The 19,492-nt window shown below is 56.0% G+C and carries 17 protein-coding genes and 1 pseudogene; 15 read left to right on the plus strand and 3 right to left on the minus strand.

Annotated elements, in window-relative coordinates; translation table 11 throughout:
• Positions 1-210: 210 nt before the first annotated feature.
• The 11 genes from ccoN to fnr all read left to right on the plus strand — a co-directional run bounded on the left by ccoN (position 211) and on the right by fnr (position 11,376).
• Complete coding sequence (ccoN, locus tag BIS10_RS10410) at positions 211-1,635, plus strand: cytochrome-c oxidase, cbb3-type subunit I (protein WP_253505058.1); 1,425 nt, start codon at positions 211-213, stop codon at positions 1,633-1,635.
• Between the two features lie 19 nt (positions 1,636-1,654).
• Positions 1,655-2,263, plus strand: coding sequence for a cytochrome-c oxidase, cbb3-type subunit II (gene ccoO, locus BIS10_RS10415; RefSeq protein ID WP_253505061.1), 609 nt, complete (start codon positions 1,655-1,657; stop codon positions 2,261-2,263).
• A gap of 3 nt (positions 2,264-2,266) precedes the next feature.
• Entirely contained in the window at positions 2,267-2,488 is a 222-nt protein-coding gene (locus tag BIS10_RS10420) for a cbb3-type cytochrome c oxidase subunit 3 (protein WP_253505064.1), read from the plus strand.
• Complete coding sequence (gene ccoP / locus BIS10_RS10425) at positions 2,485-3,414, plus strand: cytochrome-c oxidase, cbb3-type subunit III (RefSeq protein WP_253505068.1); 930 nt, start codon at positions 2,485-2,487, stop codon at positions 3,412-3,414. Before BIS10_RS10420 ends, ccoP begins: the two co-directional genes overlap by 4 nt.
• A gap of 225 nt (positions 3,415-3,639) precedes the next feature.
• Positions 3,640-5,076: a cytochrome c oxidase accessory protein CcoG gene (ccoG, locus tag BIS10_RS10430; RefSeq protein ID WP_253505071.1), complete on the plus strand. Its 1,437-nt coding sequence runs from the start codon at positions 3,640-3,642 to the stop codon at positions 5,074-5,076.
• A 7-nt stretch (positions 5,077-5,083) separates the two neighbouring features.
• Entirely contained in the window at positions 5,084-5,608 is a 525-nt protein-coding gene (locus BIS10_RS10435) for a FixH family protein (protein ID WP_137093292.1), read from the plus strand.
• Positions 5,605-8,055, plus strand: coding sequence for a heavy metal translocating P-type ATPase (locus BIS10_RS10440; RefSeq protein ID WP_253505074.1), 2,451 nt, complete (start codon positions 5,605-5,607; stop codon positions 8,053-8,055). Before BIS10_RS10435 ends, BIS10_RS10440 begins: the two co-directional genes overlap by 4 nt.
• On the plus strand, positions 8,052-8,270 hold the full coding sequence (gene ccoS / locus BIS10_RS10445) for a cbb3-type cytochrome oxidase assembly protein CcoS (RefSeq protein ID WP_172514835.1): 219 nt from the start codon (positions 8,052-8,054) through the stop codon (positions 8,268-8,270). The genes BIS10_RS10440 and ccoS overlap by 4 nt, the downstream gene beginning before the upstream one ends.
• Positions 8,267-8,962: a sulfite exporter TauE/SafE family protein gene (locus tag BIS10_RS10450; RefSeq protein WP_253505078.1), complete on the plus strand. Its 696-nt coding sequence runs from the start codon at positions 8,267-8,269 to the stop codon at positions 8,960-8,962. The genes ccoS and BIS10_RS10450 overlap by 4 nt, the downstream gene beginning before the upstream one ends.
• 176 nt (positions 8,963-9,138) lie before the next feature.
• Complete coding sequence (hemN, locus tag BIS10_RS10455; RefSeq protein ID WP_253505081.1) at positions 9,139-10,566, plus strand: oxygen-independent coproporphyrinogen III oxidase; 1,428 nt, start codon at positions 9,139-9,141, stop codon at positions 10,564-10,566.
• Between the two features lie 57 nt (positions 10,567-10,623).
• Positions 10,624-11,376 carry a fumarate/nitrate reduction transcriptional regulator Fnr gene (gene fnr, locus BIS10_RS10460; protein WP_253505083.1) on the plus strand — a complete coding sequence of 251 codons (753 nt, stop codon included), beginning with the start codon at positions 10,624-10,626 and terminating at the stop codon, positions 11,374-11,376.
• Here the strand turns inward: fnr and ttcA are convergent.
• The 3 genes from ttcA to BIS10_RS10475 all read right to left on the minus strand — a co-directional run bounded on the left by ttcA (position 11,363) and on the right by BIS10_RS10475 (position 14,823).
• Positions 11,363-12,274, minus strand: coding sequence for a tRNA 2-thiocytidine(32) synthetase TtcA (ttcA, locus tag BIS10_RS10465; RefSeq protein WP_253505086.1), 912 nt, complete (start codon positions 12,272-12,274; stop codon positions 11,363-11,365). The genes fnr and ttcA overlap by 14 nt on opposite strands.
• Before the next feature lie 75 nt (positions 12,275-12,349).
• A complete protein-coding gene (locus BIS10_RS10470; protein ID WP_253505099.1) occupies positions 12,350-13,000 on the minus strand; it encodes a DNA polymerase III subunit epsilon in 651 nt (216 codons plus the stop codon).
• Positions 13,001-13,005: 5 nt separating this feature from the next.
• Entirely contained in the window at positions 13,006-14,823 is a 1,818-nt protein-coding gene (locus BIS10_RS10475; RefSeq protein ID WP_253505089.1) for a putative nucleotidyltransferase substrate binding domain-containing protein, read from the minus strand.
• Between the two features lie 606 nt (positions 14,824-15,429).
• Between BIS10_RS10475 and BIS10_RS10480 the strand changes: the two genes are divergently transcribed.
• From BIS10_RS10480 to BIS10_RS10495, 4 genes and pseudogenes are all read left to right on the plus strand, one after another.
• On the plus strand, positions 15,430-15,690 hold the full coding sequence (locus tag BIS10_RS10480; RefSeq protein WP_054641318.1) for a DUF4212 domain-containing protein: 261 nt from the start codon (positions 15,430-15,432) through the stop codon (positions 15,688-15,690).
• Between the two features lie 6 nt (positions 15,691-15,696).
• Positions 15,697-17,478: a sodium:solute symporter family protein gene (locus BIS10_RS10485; protein WP_253505093.1), complete on the plus strand. Its 1,782-nt coding sequence runs from the start codon at positions 15,697-15,699 to the stop codon at positions 17,476-17,478.
• A gap of 104 nt (positions 17,479-17,582) precedes the next feature.
• Positions 17,583-18,113, plus strand: a complete 531-nt coding sequence (locus BIS10_RS10490) for a hypothetical protein (RefSeq protein ID WP_253505096.1) — start codon at positions 17,583-17,585, stop codon at positions 18,111-18,113.
• Between the two features lie 139 nt (positions 18,114-18,252).
• Positions 18,253-19,492, plus strand: a pseudogene (locus tag BIS10_RS10495) (hybrid sensor histidine kinase/response regulator); the annotation flags it as partial.

Raw genomic sequence — 19,492 nt, forward strand, 5'->3', positions numbered from 1 at the left:
CCTCTGGGGTGATGACCTCAAACCCAAGATCAGCGTAATAGGACACTCAGCCCTCCTAATAATTCAGCGTTACATCCATTGGCGTGTTCAGCTTAGGGCGCGGCTGCGATAGAATCTAGGCCGGATCTTGACCTGCATCATCAAGCGGGTGGCCGCACCCGTGCAAAATGCCACGGGTTACCCCCTAACCGCGTTCGATGGGAACATGAAATGAGCACAGCATTGGAACACCCGACCTACAATTACAAGGTGGTTCGGCAGTTCGCGATTATGACCGTTGTGTGGGGCATCGTAGGTATGACGCTTGGCGTTATCCTTGCCTCCCAACTGGTCTGGCCGCAGCTGAACCTCGGCCTACCTTGGACTAGCTTCGGGCGCCTGCGTCCGTTACATACTAACGCCGTTATCTTCGCCTTTGGTGGCTCAGCGCTTTTTGCGACGTCCTACTACGTCGTACAGCGGACCTGTCAGACACGGCTGTTCTCTGACAAGCTCGCAGCGTTCACCTTTTGGGGGTGGCAAGCGGTCATCCTGTCTGCAGTAGTAACGTTGCCGCTGGGCTACACCACTACTAAAGAGTACGCAGAGCTTGAGTGGCCGATCAATATACTGCTGGCGGTAGTATGGATCAGCTATGCGATCGTTTTCTTAATGACGATTAAGAAACGCACCACGTCGCACATTTATGTGGCGAACTGGTTCTTTGCTGCGTTTATTCTGACCGTTGGCGTTCTGCACATTGTTAATAACGCCGCAATTCCCGTCACGCCTATGTACTCCACCTCGATTTACGCAGGTGCTGTCGACGCCATGGTGCAGTGGTGGTATGGCCATAATGCGGTCGGTTTCTTCTTGACCGCAGGTTTCTTGGGCATGATGTACTACTTCGTACCGAAGCAGGCAGAGCGTCCGATCTACTCCTACCGTCTGTCTATCGTCCACTTCTGGGCGTTGATCATGATCTACATGTGGGCAGGTCCTCACCACCTGCACTACACCGCGCTGCCCAACTGGGCGCAGTCACTGGGTATGATTATGTCGATCATTCTGCTGGCACCTTCCTGGGGTGGCATGATCAACGGCATGATGACCCTGTCAGGCGCTTGGCATAAGCTGCGCACCGACCCAACGCTGCGCTTCCTGGTAGTAGCTCTGTCGTTCTACGGCATGTCGACCTTTGAAGGCCCGATGATGGCGATCAAGACCGTCAACGCGCTGTCGCACTACACCGACTGGACCATTGGGCACGTACACGCTGGCGCACTTGGCTGGGTAGCCATGATCACCATCGGCTCTATGTACCACCTGATCCCGCGTGTTTTTGGCCGTACCGAAATGTACTCCGTTAACCTGATTGCTGTTCACTTCTGGCTGGCAACAATCGGCACCGTACTGTACATCGCTGCGATGTGGGTCAACGGCATCATGCAAGGCCTGATGTGGCGTGCAATCAACGCTGACGGCACGCTGATGTACACCTTCGTGGAGTCTGTTGAAGCCAGCGGCCCCGGCTACATTGTCCGCATGATTGGCGGCCTTTTCTGGGTAACCGGCATGCTGATTATGGCGTTCAACGTGTACATGACCGTGAAGCGTCGCGAAGCCATCGGCCTCACTGCGCCGCAAGCCGCTTAAACCGGGGAAGCTAAGACCAATGAAACACGAGATTGTTGAAAAGAACGTTGGCCTACTCGCCGTGTTGATCCTGGTTGTGATCAGCTTCGGTGGCTTGGCCGAAGTGGTACCGCTGTTCTTTCAAAAGCAGACTACCGAGCCAGTTGAGGGGCTACACCCCTTAACCGCCCTGGAGCTTGAAGGGCGTGACATTTACCGTCGTGAAGGCTGTGTAGGCTGCCACTCCCAGATGGTGCGCCCCTTCCGCGCAGAAACCGAGCGCTACGGCCACTACAACGTAGCGGGCGAGCAGGTGTATGAGCACAACTTCTTGTGGGGCTCCAAGCGTACCGGGCCTGACTTGGCGCGTGTTGGTGGTCGTTACAGCGACGACTGGCACCGTGCACACCTGTACAATCCGCGCGACGTAGTGCCAGAGTCGATCATGCCAGCCTACCCCTGGCTGTTTGAGAACACCCTCGACGGCGAAGCAACACCGGATAAAATGCGTACCCTGCGTCAGCTAGGCGTGCCCTATACCGATGAAGATATCGCCACTGCTACCGCTGATGTACGCGGCACCCAGGAAATCACCGCCCTGGTGGCCTACTTGCAGCAGCTAGGAACCGTGCTCGAGGGCACACGTTAAGTTATGGATACGGGAACTTTCCGCGGCCTTATCACGCTGATTTTGATCTTCGCTTTTATAGGCATCTTTTTTTGGGCCTACTCCAAGCGTCGCAAACCAGACTTTGACGAAGCGGCTAACCTGCCCTTCGCCGATGAAGAAGATAAGCAACCGACCCGTGACAAGCATGCTTCGACAGAACACGAAGCGGATTCCCGCCACGACAGGGGAGATAAGAATAGATGAATAATTTATGGGGTGACTCCCTATCCAGCTTCTGGAGCGCCTGGATTATTGTCGTCACGCTGGGCACGATCGCTCTGAGCGTTTGGATTTTGCTAGCCAACCGCCGGACCGACAAAACCCCAGATGCTGAGGGCAATATCGAAACCACTGGCCACGCGGCTGACGGCATTGAAGAGTATGACAACCCGCTTCCGCAGTGGTGGTTTAAGCTCTTTATCCTGACCGTCGTATTTGCCCTTGGCTATCTGGTGCTCTACCCAGGCCTGGGTAACTACGCAGGCATACTGGGCTGGTCCCAGGAGAGCCAGTGGGAAGAGGAAGTGGCCGACGCCGAAGATCGCTTTACGCCGATTTTTGCTCAGTATCAGGAAGTACCGATTCCTGACTTGGCGCAGGACCCGGAAGCCATGCAAGTGGCTGAACGTATCTTCCTGAACAACTGTGCCGTGTGTCATGGTTCTAACGCCCAGGGTGGTTACGGCTTCCCGAACCTGACCGACGACGACTGGCTCTACGGCGGTGAACCGGAAAACATTCTGACCACTCTGAACAACGGTCGTAACGGTTTGATGCCGTCTTGGCAGCAGCTCGGTGATAACAACATCGAGGATCTGACCCAGTATGTCCTGTCGCTGTCCGGTGAAGAGCATGATGCAGAGCGTGCCGCCAGCGGTGAAAGCACCTTCCTGGCAGCGTGTGCGGCGTGTCACACCCCCAGCGGAACAGGCAATATCGCACTTGGTGCGCCTAACCTGACCGACGACGTGTGGCTCTACCTAGCACCCGGCCAGGGCGTTGACGACTCCATCCGCCAAACGCTGCGTAACGGTCGTAATGGCCACATGCCTGCCCAGGCAGCCTACATTGGTGAAGAGCGTGTTCACCTCGTAGCGGCCTACGTTTACAGCCTACGTTTCAACGACTAATCCCGTTGGTAGGCGTGTAACACCAAGGTGTATGAAGGGGTGCGGTTACATACCGCACCCTTTCTACATCTAGTGGCCGCTCAGCCATCCGCCTATCCGTTACACTATTGTTTAGCAATTTGTGTTTAGCGACTCGGCATATAGCGACGAGATCTAGGTCGCAGGGTTAACGTTACGCTAGCCATGCTGCCGCCCACTCCTGCCTATTGAGCTGCGATCACCGCCATGGAAAAAATACCTAGCCACGATATTACGCCGCCAACCGTTGGGCATCACACGCCTGGTGAAACAACTACTCAAGAGATGTATGCCAAACGGCGACACATCTATGTACGAGAAATCAAAGGGCTGTTTCAAAAGGTACGGCGCAGCGCTAACTGGGCGCTGATGATGGGGTTCTTTCTGCTGCCCTGGTTAAACTGGGGCGACCGCCCTGCGGTGTGGTTTGACTTACCGGGCCGAGAATTTCATATCTTTGCCGCCACGTTTTACCCTCAAGAGTTTGTTCTTCTGTCGTGGCTGCTGATTATTTGCGCCTTTGGGCTATTTTTTATTACCGTTTTTGCGGGGCGGGTATGGTGCGGCTACACCTGTCCGCAAAGTGTTTGGACATTTCTCTTTATCTGGCTTGAACACCGGATCGAAGGCTCGCGCAACCAGCGCATAAAGCTAGACAACCAACCGATGAATGCCAATAAAGCCTGGCGTAAGGGCGCGAAGCATACCGCTTGGCTGCTGATCGCTCTGGCAACCGGTGTGACGTTTGTAGGCTACTTTACGCCGATTCGTGAACTTGTCATGGAGCTTCCCACTCTAGAAGCCCACGGCTGGTCCTATTTTTGGGTTGGGTTCTTTTTAGTCTTTACCTACCTCAACGCAGGCTGGCTGCGTGAGCAGGTATGTATTTATATGTGCCCCTACGCCCGCTTCCAGTCGGTCATGTTTGATCGCGATACGCTAATCGTCTCTTACGACGAAGCGCGAGGCGAGCCACGTGGTAGACGTAAGAAATCACTTAGCCATACGCAAGCGCGAGAAGCGGGTTTGGGAGACTGTATCGACTGCGAACTCTGTGTGCAGGTCTGCCCCACCGGCATTGATATACGCGACGGCCTGCAATACGAGTGCATCACATGCGCCGCTTGCATCGATGCCTGCGACAGCGTGATGGATAAAATGGGCTACCCCAGAGGACTTATTCGCTACACCACTGAAAACGCGCTGGAAGGCAAGAAAAGTCATATTCTTCGCCCGCGCTTGATTGGCTATTTCGTTGCTTTGGTGGTGATGATGGCGACTTTTGCCTGGGCAGTTAATGACCGTACCCCGATGAGCTTTGACGCTGAGCGCGAGCGTACTCAGCTCTACCAAATGACCCGTGAAGGGCAGATCAGCAACGTCTACAGCCTGACTGTGCGCAACCTGGACTCCCAAGATCACACCTATGATATTAGCGCGTCAGGCTTACCTAATCTGCAGTTGGATAACACCTCGCTGCGTGTACCTGCGGGTGAATCACGCATTCAGGTGATTACCGTACTGGCCGACCCAGCGTCGTTAAGCGAGCCCAGCCACGCTATTACGTTTACGCTGCAGGCGCAGCAAGATGAGCAAATTCGCCAGACCCGCGAAGCGCGGTTCTTGAGCGACATTAGGAGATAAATGCGTCATGTCAGACACCTCGATTCCGCCCTGGTACAAACAGTTTTGGCCGTGGTTTTTACTAGGGCTGCTGTTTTCGTCCATCCTATTTAGTACTGGCTTCGCCATCATGTCGATCAAGAGCTACGACGGCATGGTGGTCCAGGAGGATTACTACGAGCACGGTAAAGCTATTAACATGGTGCTGGCGAAGCAGGAGCGCGCGCGCGAACTCAATTTGAGCGCCGACCTGCGCATCGACCCACTGACTAGCGATATTGTGATCGATCTTGCTGGCGATGCTCGTCCGGATAAACTCTATTTGGACCTCATCTTCCCCACCGAAGATGACCGTGATCAATCCTTCGTACTAGAACACGTGCGCGAAGGCCGCTATATCACTCAGGGGCCGGATAATTTGCGCTACCGCTGGTACCTACAGATTCAGCCCGTGCAAGGCGATGACGCCGAGTGGCGCCTGATCGGCGAAGCCCGCTTCCCCAATGAAGCGAGCGTTGCCCTTCTGCCCGGAGGGCGGTCAGAGAGCGAATGAGCACTAAAGCGCTAAGCTGCTACCACTGCGGAAGCCCGGTGCCCGACGGGGCACCGTGGCGTATCGCCATTGATGACACGTCCCACTCTTTATGCTGCCCCGGCTGCGAAGCCGTGGCCCACGCCATTGTCGACGGCGGATTAGAGAGCTACTACCGCTACCGTACCGAACTGCCCGAGCGCCCCGATGAGCGTCAGGCTGCAAAAGCGGATACTTGGTCAGTCTTCGACGATCCTGGGCTACAGGCGCAGTTTGTTCATCCGGATGGCGATGAGGGCCACGTTAGGGCAACGCTTGCCGTAGAAGGGATTACCTGTGCCGCCTGCGCCTGGCTTATCGAGCACCGATTGAACGCGCTTGAAGGCGTTGTCTCCAGCGCGGTGAATCTGACCCATCACCGCCTGCGGGTTTCCTGGGACCCAAACGTAGTAAAGCTATCGCAGCTATTCGCTGAACTTGCCGCGATTGGTTACGATGCTCAGCCCTATGAACCCGACCAAGCCCAGACGCGGCTGCAGCATGAAGAGCGCATGAATGTGCGCCGCTTAATAGTGGCGGCGGTCGGGATGATGCAGGTGATGATGTTCTCCATCCCCATTTATGTGTCGGGGCCTGGGGAACTCAGTGAAGACTTCTTTGCGCTGTTTCACTGGCTCTCGTTCGCTCTGGCAACGCCGGTGGTGTTCTTTTCAGCGCAGCCATTCTTCCGTAACGCCCTGCGCGACCTAAAAACGGGCGTGCTAGGCATGGATGTTCCCGTCTCACTGGCGATTGGTGGGGCTTATCTCGCCAGTAGCTACGCGGTGCTGTTTAACGTGGGTGAGGTCTATTTTGACTCCGTCGCCATGTTCACTTTCTTCCTACTGTTTGGCCGCTACGTGGAAGGGCGCGCTAGGCGACGCAGCGGCCATAGCGGCAATGCGCTTAGTGGCGTGCTACCGGTCTCTGCTACCCGGCTGGAAGCCGACGGCAGCGAACGCATTCTGCCCGCTAGCGAGCTTGCCCCAGGCGACCGCGTACTTATCAAGCCCGGCCATGGCGTCCCCGCCGACGGTATTATCGAAGATGGCGAGTCTAGCCTGGACGAGTCGATGCTGACCGGCGAGTACCTGCCCGTCACCCGCCGAGTGGGCGAACAGGTGGTAGGTGGCAGCCAAAACATGGAAAACTCACTCACGGTGCGGGTTACTCATGCAGGCAACAATGCACGCGTGGCGGGCATTGTGGATTTAACCGACCGCGCCTTTGCCAGCCGCCCACGTTTGGCGCAAATGGCGGCGCGCATGGCGCACCTGTTTGTACTGCGCCTGCTGGTGGTCACCGCTTGCGTGACCGTGGCGTGGTGGTTTATCGACCCTTCCCGCATGCTTTGGGTGCTGCTCTCCGTTCTAGTAGTGACCTGCCCCTGCGCTCTGGCACTCGCCACCCCAACGGCACTGACAGCAGGGCATGGGCAACTGCGCCAGCGTGGCGTGCTGATCACCCGCGCCGATGCCATCGAATCGCTTTCTAACGTCACGCGGGTGATTTTTGACAAAACCGGTACGCTCACCCGTGGCGAGATGCAGCTCACCCAAACCTGCCCGTTAAACGAGCAAAGTAGCGAACAGCTACGGGCCATTGCCGCCGCGCTGGAAGCCCACTCCGAGCATCCCATTGCCCGCGCGTTTCGCCCGTTCCGCGATGCCACACTGCAGGCGCGTCAGGTGAAAAGCGTCACCGGCAGCGGGCTAGAAGGCGTGCTTAACGGCGCAACGTGGCGCTTGGGCAAGCCCAATTTTGCAACGACCGAGCCACTCACGCCGCCCAGCGCCGGGCAGTGGCTGCTGCTGAGTGAAGATAGCGCCCCGCGGGCCTGGTTTAAGCTCCACGACGGTATCCGTGAAGATGCTGCGCAAACCGTAGCCGCCCTGCAGGCCAGAGGGCTTAACGTTGAGTTACTGTCAGGCGATACGCAGGAAGCCGTAGAGAGCTTAGCCGAGCAGCTCAACATCACCACCTGGCACGCGGGCAAATCACCAGAGGGTAAGCTGGAGCGGCTGCGTGAGCTGCAGGCGCAGGGCGAACGTGTGGTCATGATTGGCGACGGCATTAACGATGTACCGGTGCTCGCCGGTGCCGATGTGGCCATTGCCATGAATGGCGCCACCGACTTGGCACGCACTCGGGCCGATGCGGTCTTGCTCAGCCCACGCTTAATGCGTATTTTCGAGGCCATCGAGATTGCCAGCGCCGCTCGGCGCATCATGCGCCAAAATATGATTTGGTCGGTTTGCTATAACTTCTCTGCGCTTCCCCTGGCCGCGATGGGGCTGGTACCGCCCTGGCTGGCCGCCATTGGTATGTCGTTAAGCTCATTGGTCGTCGTGGGTAATGCGCTACGCCTCACGCGCTGGCGCACCTCACCTGCCCCCCAGGTAGCCCCAGCCACACCGGTGACCGTATGACGATTCTCTATCTACTGATTCCGCTGTCGCTGATTCTGTTGGGGCTGGCAGTGTGGGCGTTCTTCTGGGCCGTGAAGAATGACCAGTTCGACGACTTAGAAGGCCCCGCTCACCGCATCCTGTTCGATGATGATGAGAACGACTTCACCCCCGAGCAGCGCGCCGAACGCAAAAAAGCCGCTAAGCCACCCCGCGATCGCGAGCCACCGCCATGAACCCTACCGGACTTGACCTGCCGCCGTTGATGGCGGCGTTTGTGTTTGGCCTGATGGGCGGTGCTCACTGCATTGGCATGTGCGGCGGCATCATGAGCGCCCTGACCTTCGCCGTGCCGCCCAGCATGCGCCACCCAGCTCGCATGGGGGGATTACTGCTCAGCTATAACACGGGCCGTATCCTGAGCTATATGACGGCAGGAGCCTTGGTGGCCGCGCTCGGCACCTTGGTATCGCTGTCACCTCAGGCGCGTATCGCGCTGCAGGTCGTCGCGGCGGTGATGCTAATCTTGATGGCACTGTACATCGCCAACTGGTGGAAAGGGCTGTTAAAAGTCGAGGCCGTGGGGCGTCGACTATGGCGCGTCATCGAACCCGTTGGGCGGCGCTTGATGCCCGTGGTTCACCTGCCACAAGCCTTTGCGCTCGGTGCCCTGTGGGGCTGGCTGCCTTGCGGGCTAGTGTACTCAATGCTCGCCTGGAGCTTGGCCATCGCCGATCCTCTTCAGGGGTCGCTGCTGATGGGGGCCTTCGGCCTGGGAACGCTGCCTGCCCTGTTAGCCACGGGTCTGGCCGCCCGCCAGCTCAGCCAGTTAATTCGTCACCCGGCGACCCGTAGCCTTGCCGCGCTGACGATTATCGGTTTTGCCCTGTGGCAGCTTTGGGTGCTGATGCCCCATGCCGGGCATTAAGTGCTTACCCATCAAACTCCTCTAGACAATACTCAATACAAACATCCTATCGCTTGATATAGCTCAACGCTTTCCCTTCTACGCTGACGTAGCATTCCAACACGCGTTTGAGCTGCGAAGCTCGTCGCTTATGTTGGTCGGTTCTTGCTTTGCCCTGCTACTTAGGAGCGCTCCTTATGCCCGTTCATGCCACTGCTGCTCTCGCTCACCCTATTTCTGCAGCGGTTGAGGCCACCGCCTGGGATGACGCCCTGATACGCCGCTACGACACCAGCGGCCCTCGCTACACCTCATACCCTACAGCACTCTCGTTTCACGACCAGTTCACCGCTGACGATATGACCCAGGCGCTTGAGCGCAGCAATGCCAGCCAAAAGCCGCTCTCGCTTTATGTTCACGTGCCCTTTTGTCGCAAAATCTGTTTTTACTGCGCGTGCAATAAAATCGCCACGAAAAATACAGCCCTCGCCGAGCCCTACTTGTCTCGGCTGGATCGAGAAATGGTGCTGACCTCCCGGCATCTTGATACAAAGCGGCCAGTGCAGCAGCTGCATTGGGGCGGCGGCACGCCGACGTTCTTAACCCTGGCGCAGATGAGCGATTTAATAGACCGCCTGGATGCACGGTTTGGCTTATCGAGCGCACCGGACCGCGACTACGCTATTGAAATTGACCCACGCGAAGCGGATGTCTTTACCCTGCGCCACCTGCAGTCGCTGGGCTTTAATCGCTTAAGCCTGGGCGTTCAGGATCTCAACCCACAGGTGCAGGCAGCGATTAATCGCGTGCAGCCACGGGTGCTCACTGAAACCTTGATGGATGAAGCGCACCGGCTTGGTTTTCGCTCGCTCAACCTCGATTTAATTTATGGCCTGCCTTTTCAAACCGAGCAAAGCTTCGCTGATACCCTAAGCCAAGTGATTGAACTGAGCCCGGCACGGCTGTCGGTCTTTAACTATGCCCATATGCCAACCCGCTTTGCGCCCCAACGGCGTATTAATGAAGCCGACCTGCCCAGCGCGGATGAAAAACTGGCTATTTTGCGTACCACTATTGAGATGCTGACCCAAGCAGGCTATGTACATATTGGTATGGATCACTTTGCTCGCCCAGAGGACAGCTTGGCTCAGGCACAGCGCCACGGTACGCTGCAGCGCAACTTCCAGGGCTACTCAAGCCATTCCCAGTGCGACTTGATTGGTTTGGGGGTGTCGGCTATTTCTCGGGTAGACGACGTTTACGCACAAAACCCCACTCAGCTGTCCCACTATGAAGCTGCCTTAGATGAAGGTAGGCTAGCGACCGTAAAAGGGTTACGCTTAAATAAGGATGACCTAATGCGCAGAGAGGTGATTGAGCGCTTAATGTGCGATATGGCCATTGACCTTGAAGCAATAGGCAAGCGTTGGCAGATAAATGCCGCTGACTACTTTTCAACCGCTCTTGAACGGTTGAAAACCGCCGAGCAGGATGGCCTGCTAGTGCGCCAAGGCCTCTATTTACAAGCTACGCCCACCGGACGGCTGTTGATTCGGCACTTAGCCATGGCCTTCGATAATCACCTGCAACACCAGGGCAACCAACGTTACTCGAAGATTTTATAAGCGTATTGAGACACCTACCCCCTGCGCCTATGATGGCTAATAAAAAGGGAGCACCACATGTCATATCCTGCCAGCCAACGACGTTCACTGCTGCAAGAGGCGCGCTGCCAAACCTGTAGCTTAAGCTCGCTGTGCCTACCGCTTGCCCTAGAGCTTGAGGATATGAGCCAGTTCGATGCGATTATCCGCCGCCGCTCGCCGTTGAAAAAAGGCGAGCCGCTGTTTCGCCAAGGAGATCCTTTCACCAGCGTTTACGCGGTGCGCTCTGGCAGCTTGAAGCAGGTGACTAGCGAAGGGAATGGCAACGACCAGCTCACCAATTTCTTTCTACCCAGCGAGCTGGTGGGTCTGGATGGGATTGACGAAGAGCACTACCCCGGCACCGTGATTGCCCTGGAAACCACCACGGTATGCGAAATTCCGTTTGACCGTTTGGACTCGCTCTCCGAGGAGCTGCCCGAACTGCGCGGCCAGCTTTACCGCAGCATGAGCAAGGAGCTACGAGACGACCGGCGGATGATGCGCTTACTGTCACGCAAAACTGCCGATCAGCGGCTGGCCAGCTTTTTGATTACGCTTTCTGACCGTTTTCGGCGCCGGGGCTACTCCCCCTATAGCTTCCGGCTTTCCATGTCACGGGCAGATATGGGCAACTATCTAGGCCTCGCGGTGGAGACGGTTAGCCGTATTCTTAGCCGCTTTCAGCAGCAAAACGTGGTGGCCGTCTCCGGGCGCGAGGTCAATATTTTGGATATGCAGCGCCTCATCACCCTGGCTGAAGAGGAAGCCCAGGCGGTTAACTCACGTTAAACGCCTGAATGCGCCCTTCCATCAATGCGGCCTGCTTCGCTTCCAGACCGGCAAAATCAAACAGCTCACGGTCGGCAAGCTGCGAAGGGGCAACGTTGGTTACGGCTTTGAACATACTCTCCAACCGGCCGGGGTGTTTTTTATCCCACTCCGCCAGCATCTCTTTGACAACCTGGCGCTGCATATTGGGCTGAGAGCCGCACAGGTTGCAGGGAATGATCGGAAACTCCATCAGCCTCGAAAACTCCGCAATATCCGCCTCTTTGCAGTAGGCCAGCGGGCGAATCACGATGTTTTTACCATCATCCGAGAGCAGCTTCGGTGGCATGGCTTTTAAGGTGCCGCCAAAGAACATATTGAGAAACAGCGTCTCCAGGATATCTTCCCGGTGGTGGCCCAAAGCAATTTTGTTGGCCCCAATCTCCTCGGCAAAGCCATACAACGAACCACGCCGCAGCCTTGAGCAGAGCGCGCAGGTGGTTTTACCTTCCGGGGTTTTCTCCTTCACCACCGAGTAGGTATCACGCTCCAGAATGTGATACTCCACGCCTTGCTTATCCAGGTACTGGGGCAGCACGTGTTCTGGGAAACCTGGCTGCTTCTGATCCATATTGACCGCTACCAGGGAAAAATTAACCGGTGCGTTGCGCTGTAGGTTGCGCAGAATCTCCAGCATCGTATAGCTATCTTTACCACCAGAGAGACACACCATGACTCGGTCACCTTCTTCGATCATGTTGTAATCGATGATGGCGTTCCCTACTTCGCGCCGCAGGCGTTTTTGCAACTTGTTGAATTCACGCTTCTGCTTGGCATCCTGCAGCTCATGCTGCTGGACAAGGGGCTCGTCAGACGCACTGTCTGACGAAGTGGGGTCAAAGTAGTCAGGTTGTAACATGAACGTCGCACTGCCGATGGGTGAAGGAGCAGCGCATATTCTAACAACACTACGAAGCTCTACCCAATACAAACCCTAGGCGGTTAACGCTATCTCGCGCTGAAGACGCAGATACAGCAACGCGCTGGCGGTGGCTTCGCTGACCACGCTGGGCCAGGTTAACGGGGGCAGTTTCCATCGGGTAAGCGCATCACCAAGGCGGCTGCTGGCTTCGATATGAGGATGCAGCCGCCGTAGCTGACGCCCGTGCAGCTTGGCAATATCCACCTGCGCGTTAGGTAGCCCGAATCCCAGCACGTTTCGAAACAGCCCATTAAGCGGCTCAATGGTGTTCTCTAATTGCCACCCGACTAACGGCCGATTGCCAATAAACTCCGCCAGCTCACTCAGACACTCAGCATCGGGAGAACGGGGCGAGTGCGTGGTATGCAACTGATGATGGCGTCGCAGAGTAGCAGGCGCCAGCGCCGGTGATGCGGCTAAGGTGGCCACCCACGTACGGCTGGTGTGCACTTGGCGCGGGCTTAGCACCACCGCCGCCACACTCATTACAGCGGGCTGAACGGCGCTTACCTGACACGCCATGGCCACGGCCTCTTCCCCCATATAAGGCTGAAACAGCCAGGCATAGGGCGAGTCCGCCCAGCGACGGCGGTCGCTCTCACGCTGAAGCAGAGTGCGCAGTGAACCGCTGAACAGGGTCATATGTCGATCTAACAAGCGCATTCCGCTCACGAATACTCCAAATGGTAACGATGGGAAAGACGCTGCTTAAAGTCTTTCACGATGTGTAGGGCTTCACGCAACAAGTCCCGTTCTAGCGAAGAGAGCTCCTGAACGACCACTCGATTGGTGCGTTTAGGGTTGGCGTTATCCAACTCCTGAAGCTGCTGACGAAGGCGTAGCTCGGTAAACAGCGCCAGCGCCTCGCCTAGATCATCAGCAAAGCGGCGGTCAAGCCGCCCATCGGCGGCCAAGGCATCTAAGCGGTCCAAGGTAGAGGTCGCATTAATGCGCCGCTCAAGGGCCATCGTACGCACACCGTGGACTATCGGAAAAATACCGCCTTTTTTGATATCAATACCGTGCTGGGGCTTTTTCAGCGAGCCAAATAGCGTCAGCGGCGTCGAGAAGCGCAGTGCCGCCCGGGCAAAGTAAGAGAGCAGCAGTTCATCGTGGGAGCAGCGCTCAAACAGCGCTTCACGCACCTGGTCCAGTAGCGCCGGATTACCCGCCACGCCGTGGGAGTCCAATAGAATCGCTAGTTTCATCAGGCTATCGCCATCTCGGGCATTGACCCACTTAGTGATATTGTTTTTCCACTGGGAAACCGTACCCACCCACTCTGGGTTAGACACCATGATATGGCCGGGGCAAGGTGGATAGCCTAGCTGGATCAGCGTTTCCGTTAGAGTGTTCATCTCCTCAGCCACTGTGGGCCACTGGCAATCATCAGCTAAGATCAACCCATTATCTTGATCGGTTTTGAGGATCTGCTCGCCGCGTCCTTCGCTGCCCATCACCATTAAGCAGCTTTGGGTGTGGTACTGCTCAGGCACTGTGAAGCTCCAAGCTTTGCTCATAATGCGCCCGTTCAGCGCCGCCAACAGATCCATGGCAAAACGCAGCTTTACGCCCTGCGCCATCAGCGCATTCACTAATTCCGGCGTACGCTGGCTGGCCGCCGCCAGCGCTTCCAGACTATTGGCCTGCTCCACCTGCAGGCTGACCACGTAGCTACGGCTAGAGAAGAAGCTCAACACGTCCATTAGCTCAACGACGCCTTTAACACTCTCCCCTTCCATTACCACCACCCGCGCCACTTTATGGCGGGTCATTAAAATCAGCGCTTCAAACAGGTACTGCTCGGGAGCTACCGTGACCAAGGAGACGTTGGCCAGCGCTTCAACCGGTGTTGCCTGGGTGCAGTTACCCAATACCAACCCATTGAGCAGATCGGTTTTGGTCACCATGCCCAGGGCGCCTGCAGTAGCGACCAGTAGACTGTCGGCATGACTATCATTTAGCTGTCGAACAGCGTCATGAATACTCTTTGAGGCATCAATGAGCAGCGGCTCGCGCATACACTCATTCACTTTGGCCAGCATAAAGCCCGCCATGGTGACGCCGCCTTCGGCGCGTTTTTCGGTGAGCAGGCGCGCTTTGTGTGAGAGCGACTGCTTAAAGAACTGCTCAAACGGTGGATAGTGACGGCACAGTTGAGTAAACAGCGCTTTAGGCATCACATAGCACAGGCACTCTTGTTCAGCTTGGAAGCGGTAGCGGCTTTTGCCGTTGAGGATACTGATGGCGCCAAACAAATCGCCTGCGGTGTAGTGGCCAATGCGCGCACTAGCAGCAGGCAGAGTGGGATCAAGTTCGGCGACCTCGCCTTTATGAATCAAGAAAACGGATTCGCCCGCCTGGCCCATCTCCAGAATAATTTCATCGCGGTCAAAGTAGGCAAGATCCATCCCGCGACGAACATGATCGCGCCCCGCCTCATCCATCAGCGTAAACGGTAGCTGGGACAGATCCACTTCCACCATGGGTGACCTCGCTCAAGCGCAATGATTAGGAAGGACAACGAACGGTTTGATTACTTTTCAACCAATACATTCATTATACTTTTTGCTATAGCGCTAACGTCTTAACGACGTTCGTTTAGCGACTAAAGTAGCGACTTTTTAAACACAATTAAACCAACTAAACGCCTCTTATTAAGGTAGCAAACATTACTTTTAACCGAGCCATAGACCATTGTCCTATCACTTCTCAGGTGGCGTTTAAATATCGATGAAAAATCAATGAAAATAATGCTTTATATTCAAGATAGCCAATTTCACTGCCTTGCAAAGAGCACCTGATACCAAAGTCTGGGATTTATTTTTTGCAATTATTGCCCAGTATTATCAACGAGTCATACAGGGTAATCGCACGACACCTATCTAACGCACTTCAAGCCGCTGACGATAACTTGCCGATCACCCAATAACGACACAAGACGGCTTAACAATAAGAAGGTGACGTGCCTGGCAACACTGTCTTACCGCCCAACACCCAGCGCGGTTTTCTATGCGGGGTTGCCCTGATGAACCAAACGCTATCTTGAGTTCACTTTCCAACCCTAAAAATCACAACTGGAGAGCAACACAATGGCAGACGATAAATCCAATGCTGCTGAATACTGGAAGGCCAACGTCCGGCTAATCTTCGGATGCCTCGTGGTTTGGGCATTTGTCTCCTATGGATGCGCCATCCTGTTCCGTCCGCTACTAGCGGGCATTCCCGTTGGCGGAACGGACCTGGGCTTCTGGTTTGCTCAGCAAGGCTCGATTCTTACCTTCATCGTGCTGATCTTCTTCTACGCCTGGAGAATGAACGCGCTCGACAAAAAATACGGCCTGGGGGAGTAAGCCAGCATGAGCCAGTTTGCAATTAACTTACTGTTTGTTGGCGCCTCGTTTGCGCTCTATATCGGGATTGCGATATGGGCGCGAGCGGGCTCCACCAAAGACTTCTATGTCGCCGGTGGCGGCGTACACCCGATCACCAACGGCATGGCCACAGCGGCCGACTGGATGTCGGCGGCATCATTTATCTCTATGGCGGGCTTGCTCGCTTCTGGCGGCTACGCTAACTCCACCTTCCTGATGGGCTGGACCGGGGGCTACGTTATCCTGGCGATGCTACTTGCCCCTTACCTGCGTAAGTTCGGCAAGTTCACCGTTCCAGATTTCATCGGCGACCGCTTCTACAGTAACACCGCGCGTTTAGTGGCGATTGTGTGTTTGATCGTAGCCTCGGTGACCTACGTTATCGGCCAGATGACCGGTGCAGGCGTTGCGTTCTCCCGCTTCCTAGAAGTGAGCAACACCTGGGGTATCTGGATCGCCGCGTTTATCGTCTTCCTTTATGCTGTTTTCGGCGGTATGAAAGGCATCACGTATACGCAGGTTGCTCAGTACGTGGTACTGATCATCGCCTACACTATCCCGGCGGTGTTTATCGCCATGCAGCTTACCGGCAACCCGATCCCGATGTTCGGCATGTTCAGCACGCACACTGAATCTGGCGTGCCGCTGCTGCAAAAACTGGATGACGTGGTATCTGCACTTGGCTTCCGAGACTACACCGCAGACGTGGATAACAAACTGAACATGGTGCTGTTCACCCTGTCGCTGATGGTCGGTACTGCTGGCCTGCCCCACGTTATCATCCGCTTCTTCACTGTACCGAAAGTGGCTGATGCGCGCTGGTCAGCGGGCTGGGCACTGGTGTTCATCGCACTGCTCTACCTGACTGCCCCGGCGGTTGGCTCCATGGCACGCTTGAACCTGATGACCACTGTTTATCCGGAAATGGCTGGCCAAACGGAGAACTACGAAGAAGCTGCGCGTAACCCGATCCTCTATGAAGATCGTCCTGAGTGGTTCAGCACCTGGGAAGAGACAGGCCTGATCACCCACAACGACCTGAACGAAGATGGCCGCATCCAGTTCTACAACGGCACGGCTGACTTTGCAGATCGCGGCTGGGAAGGCAACGAGCTAGAAGTTAACAACGACATCCTGGTACTTGCGAACCCAGAAATTGCCAACCTGCCAAGCTGGGTAGTGGGCTTGATTGCAGCGGGCGGTATCGCAGCGGCACTCTCTACTGCAGCAGGTCTGCTCTTGGCGATCTCTTCAGCGATCAGTCATGACTTGATCAAAACCATGATCAACCCGAAAATTTCTGAAAAAGGCGAAATGCTGGCAGCACGTATCTCCATGGCCGGTGCGATCCTGCTAGCAACTTACTTGGGCCTTAACCCGCCTGGGTTTGCCGCTCAAACGGTAGCACTTGCCTTCGGTATTGCCGGTGCCTCGCTGTTCCCTGTGCTGATGATGGGTATCTTCTCTAAGCGCATGAACAACAAAGGCGCAATTGCCGGTATGCTGGCAGGTCTGATCTGCACCCTGCTCTACATCTTCACCTACCTGGGCTGGTTCTTTGTTCCGGGCACCAACATGCTGGCCAATACGCCAGATAACTGGATACTGGGCATTTCACCGCTCTCGTTTGGTGCTGTAGGCGCGCTGATCAACTTCGCTGTGGCCTTCGTTGTCTCTAACGCCACCGATGCGCCGCCGCAAGAAATTCAGGACCTGGTGGAAAGCGTACGCTATCCGAAAGGTGCTGGTGCAGCGGTTGATCACTAAGTCATAATCGTTCCACCCTATTGCGCCGTCGGCCAATAGCGAACGGAACCATCTTCCATCGGGCTTCCTTAGGGGAGCCCGATGGCTTTTCAGAAGGAAAACGTATGATTTGGCACTTAGTGGCCGCCGTGTTTGCAGGCCTTGCTGCGGCAGGTATCGGCCTGTTGCTTCGAACACTCAGCCGTAAGCGGCTACCCAAATGGATCGTGCCGGTATTTGGTGGGCTGGGCATGCTGGGTTATCAGGTTCAGTTCGAGTATGACTGGTTCGAGCATAAGCAGCTGCAGCTGCCGGAAACGGCCCAAGTGATTTCCAGCGACACGTCCAGCAACATGTGGCGACCCTGGACGCTTATTTTCCCGATCACCACCACTTTTAGTGTGGTGGATAGCGAGAATGTACGTGCCCAAACCGTCGATGGCGATCTGGTAGCCGAATTTATTCTTTACCAGTTCGAGCGCCGCCATACGGACCTGATCACCACGCAGCCCTACATCCTCAACTGCTCAAGCCGAGAGCTGATTCCGCTAAACCCAGAGACCGGGGACGCGGATCTCAATGAGCTACGTACACTCCGCGACACCTCACCGCTGCTGACCACCGTTTGCCAACTGGCCAACGAACGGCAGACGTAGCGCCTCCCCTTCGCCTAGAATGGAGCACTTTGCTGGGCGAAGGTCGGTTTAGACGTGCTGTTTAGACGTACCGCTCAGAAGCGCTATTTAAAGGTACTGTTAAAAGTCCTGTTAAAAGTACGATTGGTGAGGAGACACTATGTTTCATGGCGGGCTGCTGGTCGCGGTGTCACTGCTCTATATCGCAGTGCTGTTTGGTATTGCCTGGTTTGGCGACCGGCGTGCACGCACTCACGGCGCTAGCCGGCGCCGCCCAATCATTTATAGCCTAGCGCTGGCGATCTACTGTACGTCATGGACCTTCTACGGCGCGGTTGGCCAAGCAGCCACCGCGGGCTGGTCGTTTGCCAGCATCTTCGTGGGGCCTATTCTGACGTTTTTGCTCTTCTGGCCCGTCCTGGCGAAGATGATCCGCGTTGCCAAGCACCAAAACGTCACCTCCATTGCCGACTTTATCGCCTCCCGCTACGGCAAAACCCAATCGCTGGCCGCCTTTGCTAGTCTGGTCGCCCTTGTCGGCACCCTGCCCTACATCGCGCTACAGCTAAAAGCAGTCTCCACCACGTTCAGCGTGCTCACCGACGCTTCTGATGTTACCCATACGCCACTGTTTGGCGATACGGCCTTTTATGTGGCAGTGGTGATGGCCATTTTTGCCATTCTATTCGGCACCCGGCATACCGATGCCACTGAACATCATGAAGGTTTAATCCACGCCGTCGCGTTTGAGTCATTGGTCAAGCTGCTGGCCTTTGTCGTGCTCGGTGCTTTTGTTACCTGGGGCATGTTCGATGGCCTGGGTGAGCTGATGGGGCACGCAGAGAGTCAACTTGAACTTCAGCGCCAGCTCGCCAATCAGGATTTTGGCCAGAGCTTCTGGGCGCAGACTCTGCTCGCCATGCTGGCGATCCTGTGTCTCCCCCGCCAGTTTCACGTGGCGGTGGTGGAAAACATCCATCCCGATGATGCCACTAAGGCTCGCTGGCTGTTTCCGCTTTACTTGCTGGCGATTGCCTTTTTCGTAGTACCACTGGCCGCCGCTGGCCTGCTGCTGTTTTCAGAAAGCGGTGTGGAGCCCGACACCTATGTGCTCGCCCTTTCCATGGCCTCCGGCCAGCAGTGGCTAACGCTGCTTACCTTTATCGGCGGCTTTTCTGCTGCCACCGGTATGGTGATTGTGGCGGCGGTGGCCGTCTCCATCATGATCTCGAACGAAATAGTGATCCCGGCGCTTTTCAGGCTGCGCTGGTTTGACACCAAAGCCCGTGACTATGGCCGCTTGGTGCTGCGCGCTCGCCGCCTCACTATTGTGGCCGTGCTAGCGATGGCGTACGGCTTTTATCAGCTGATTGGCGAATTCACCTCTCTGGCCTCCATCG

The organism is Halomonas sp. 707B3 (assembly GCF_024158645.1).
Classification (GTDB): Bacteria; Pseudomonadota; Gammaproteobacteria; order Pseudomonadales; family Halomonadaceae; genus Vreelandella; species Vreelandella lionensis.

Bases quoted from the DNA above. Each gene is read 5' to 3' on its own strand.
- hemN (WP_253505081.1), top strand. From the start codon at position 9,139: ATGCCCGTTCATGCCACTGCTGCTCTCGCTCACCCTATTTCTGCAGCG.
- ccoO (WP_253505061.1), top strand. From the start codon at position 1,655: ATGAAACACGAGATTGTTGAAAAGAACGTTGGCCTACTCGCCGTGTTG.
- BIS10_RS10475 (WP_253505089.1), bottom strand. From the start codon at position 14,823: ATGGTGGAAGTGGATCTGTCCCAGCTACCGTTTACGCTGATGGATGAG.
- ccoN (WP_253505058.1), top strand. From the start codon at position 211: ATGAGCACAGCATTGGAACACCCGACCTACAATTACAAGGTGGTTCGG.
- ccoS (WP_172514835.1), top strand. From the start codon at position 8,052: ATGACGATTCTCTATCTACTGATTCCGCTGTCGCTGATTCTGTTGGGG.
- BIS10_RS10450 (WP_253505078.1), top strand. From the start codon at position 8,267: ATGAACCCTACCGGACTTGACCTGCCGCCGTTGATGGCGGCGTTTGTG.
- BIS10_RS10485 (WP_253505093.1), top strand. From the start codon at position 15,697: ATGAGCCAGTTTGCAATTAACTTACTGTTTGTTGGCGCCTCGTTTGCG.
- BIS10_RS10470 (WP_253505099.1), bottom strand. From the start codon at position 13,000: ATGCGCTTGTTAGATCGACATATGACCCTGTTCAGCGGTTCACTGCGC.
- ccoP (WP_253505068.1), top strand. From the start codon at position 2,485: ATGAATAATTTATGGGGTGACTCCCTATCCAGCTTCTGGAGCGCCTGG.
- BIS10_RS10435 (WP_137093292.1), top strand. From the start codon at position 5,084: ATGTCAGACACCTCGATTCCGCCCTGGTACAAACAGTTTTGGCCGTGG.
- BIS10_RS10480 (WP_054641318.1), top strand. From the start codon at position 15,430: ATGGCAGACGATAAATCCAATGCTGCTGAATACTGGAAGGCCAACGTC.
- ccoG (WP_253505071.1), top strand. From the start codon at position 3,640: ATGGAAAAAATACCTAGCCACGATATTACGCCGCCAACCGTTGGGCAT.
- ttcA (WP_253505086.1), bottom strand. From the start codon at position 12,274: ATGTTACAACCTGACTACTTTGACCCCACTTCGTCAGACAGTGCGTCT.
- BIS10_RS10420 (WP_253505064.1), top strand. From the start codon at position 2,267: ATGGATACGGGAACTTTCCGCGGCCTTATCACGCTGATTTTGATCTTC.
- BIS10_RS10440 (WP_253505074.1), top strand. From the start codon at position 5,605: ATGAGCACTAAAGCGCTAAGCTGCTACCACTGCGGAAGCCCGGTGCCC.
- BIS10_RS10490 (WP_253505096.1), top strand. From the start codon at position 17,583: ATGATTTGGCACTTAGTGGCCGCCGTGTTTGCAGGCCTTGCTGCGGCA.
- fnr (WP_253505083.1), top strand. From the start codon at position 10,624: ATGTCATATCCTGCCAGCCAACGACGTTCACTGCTGCAAGAGGCGCGC.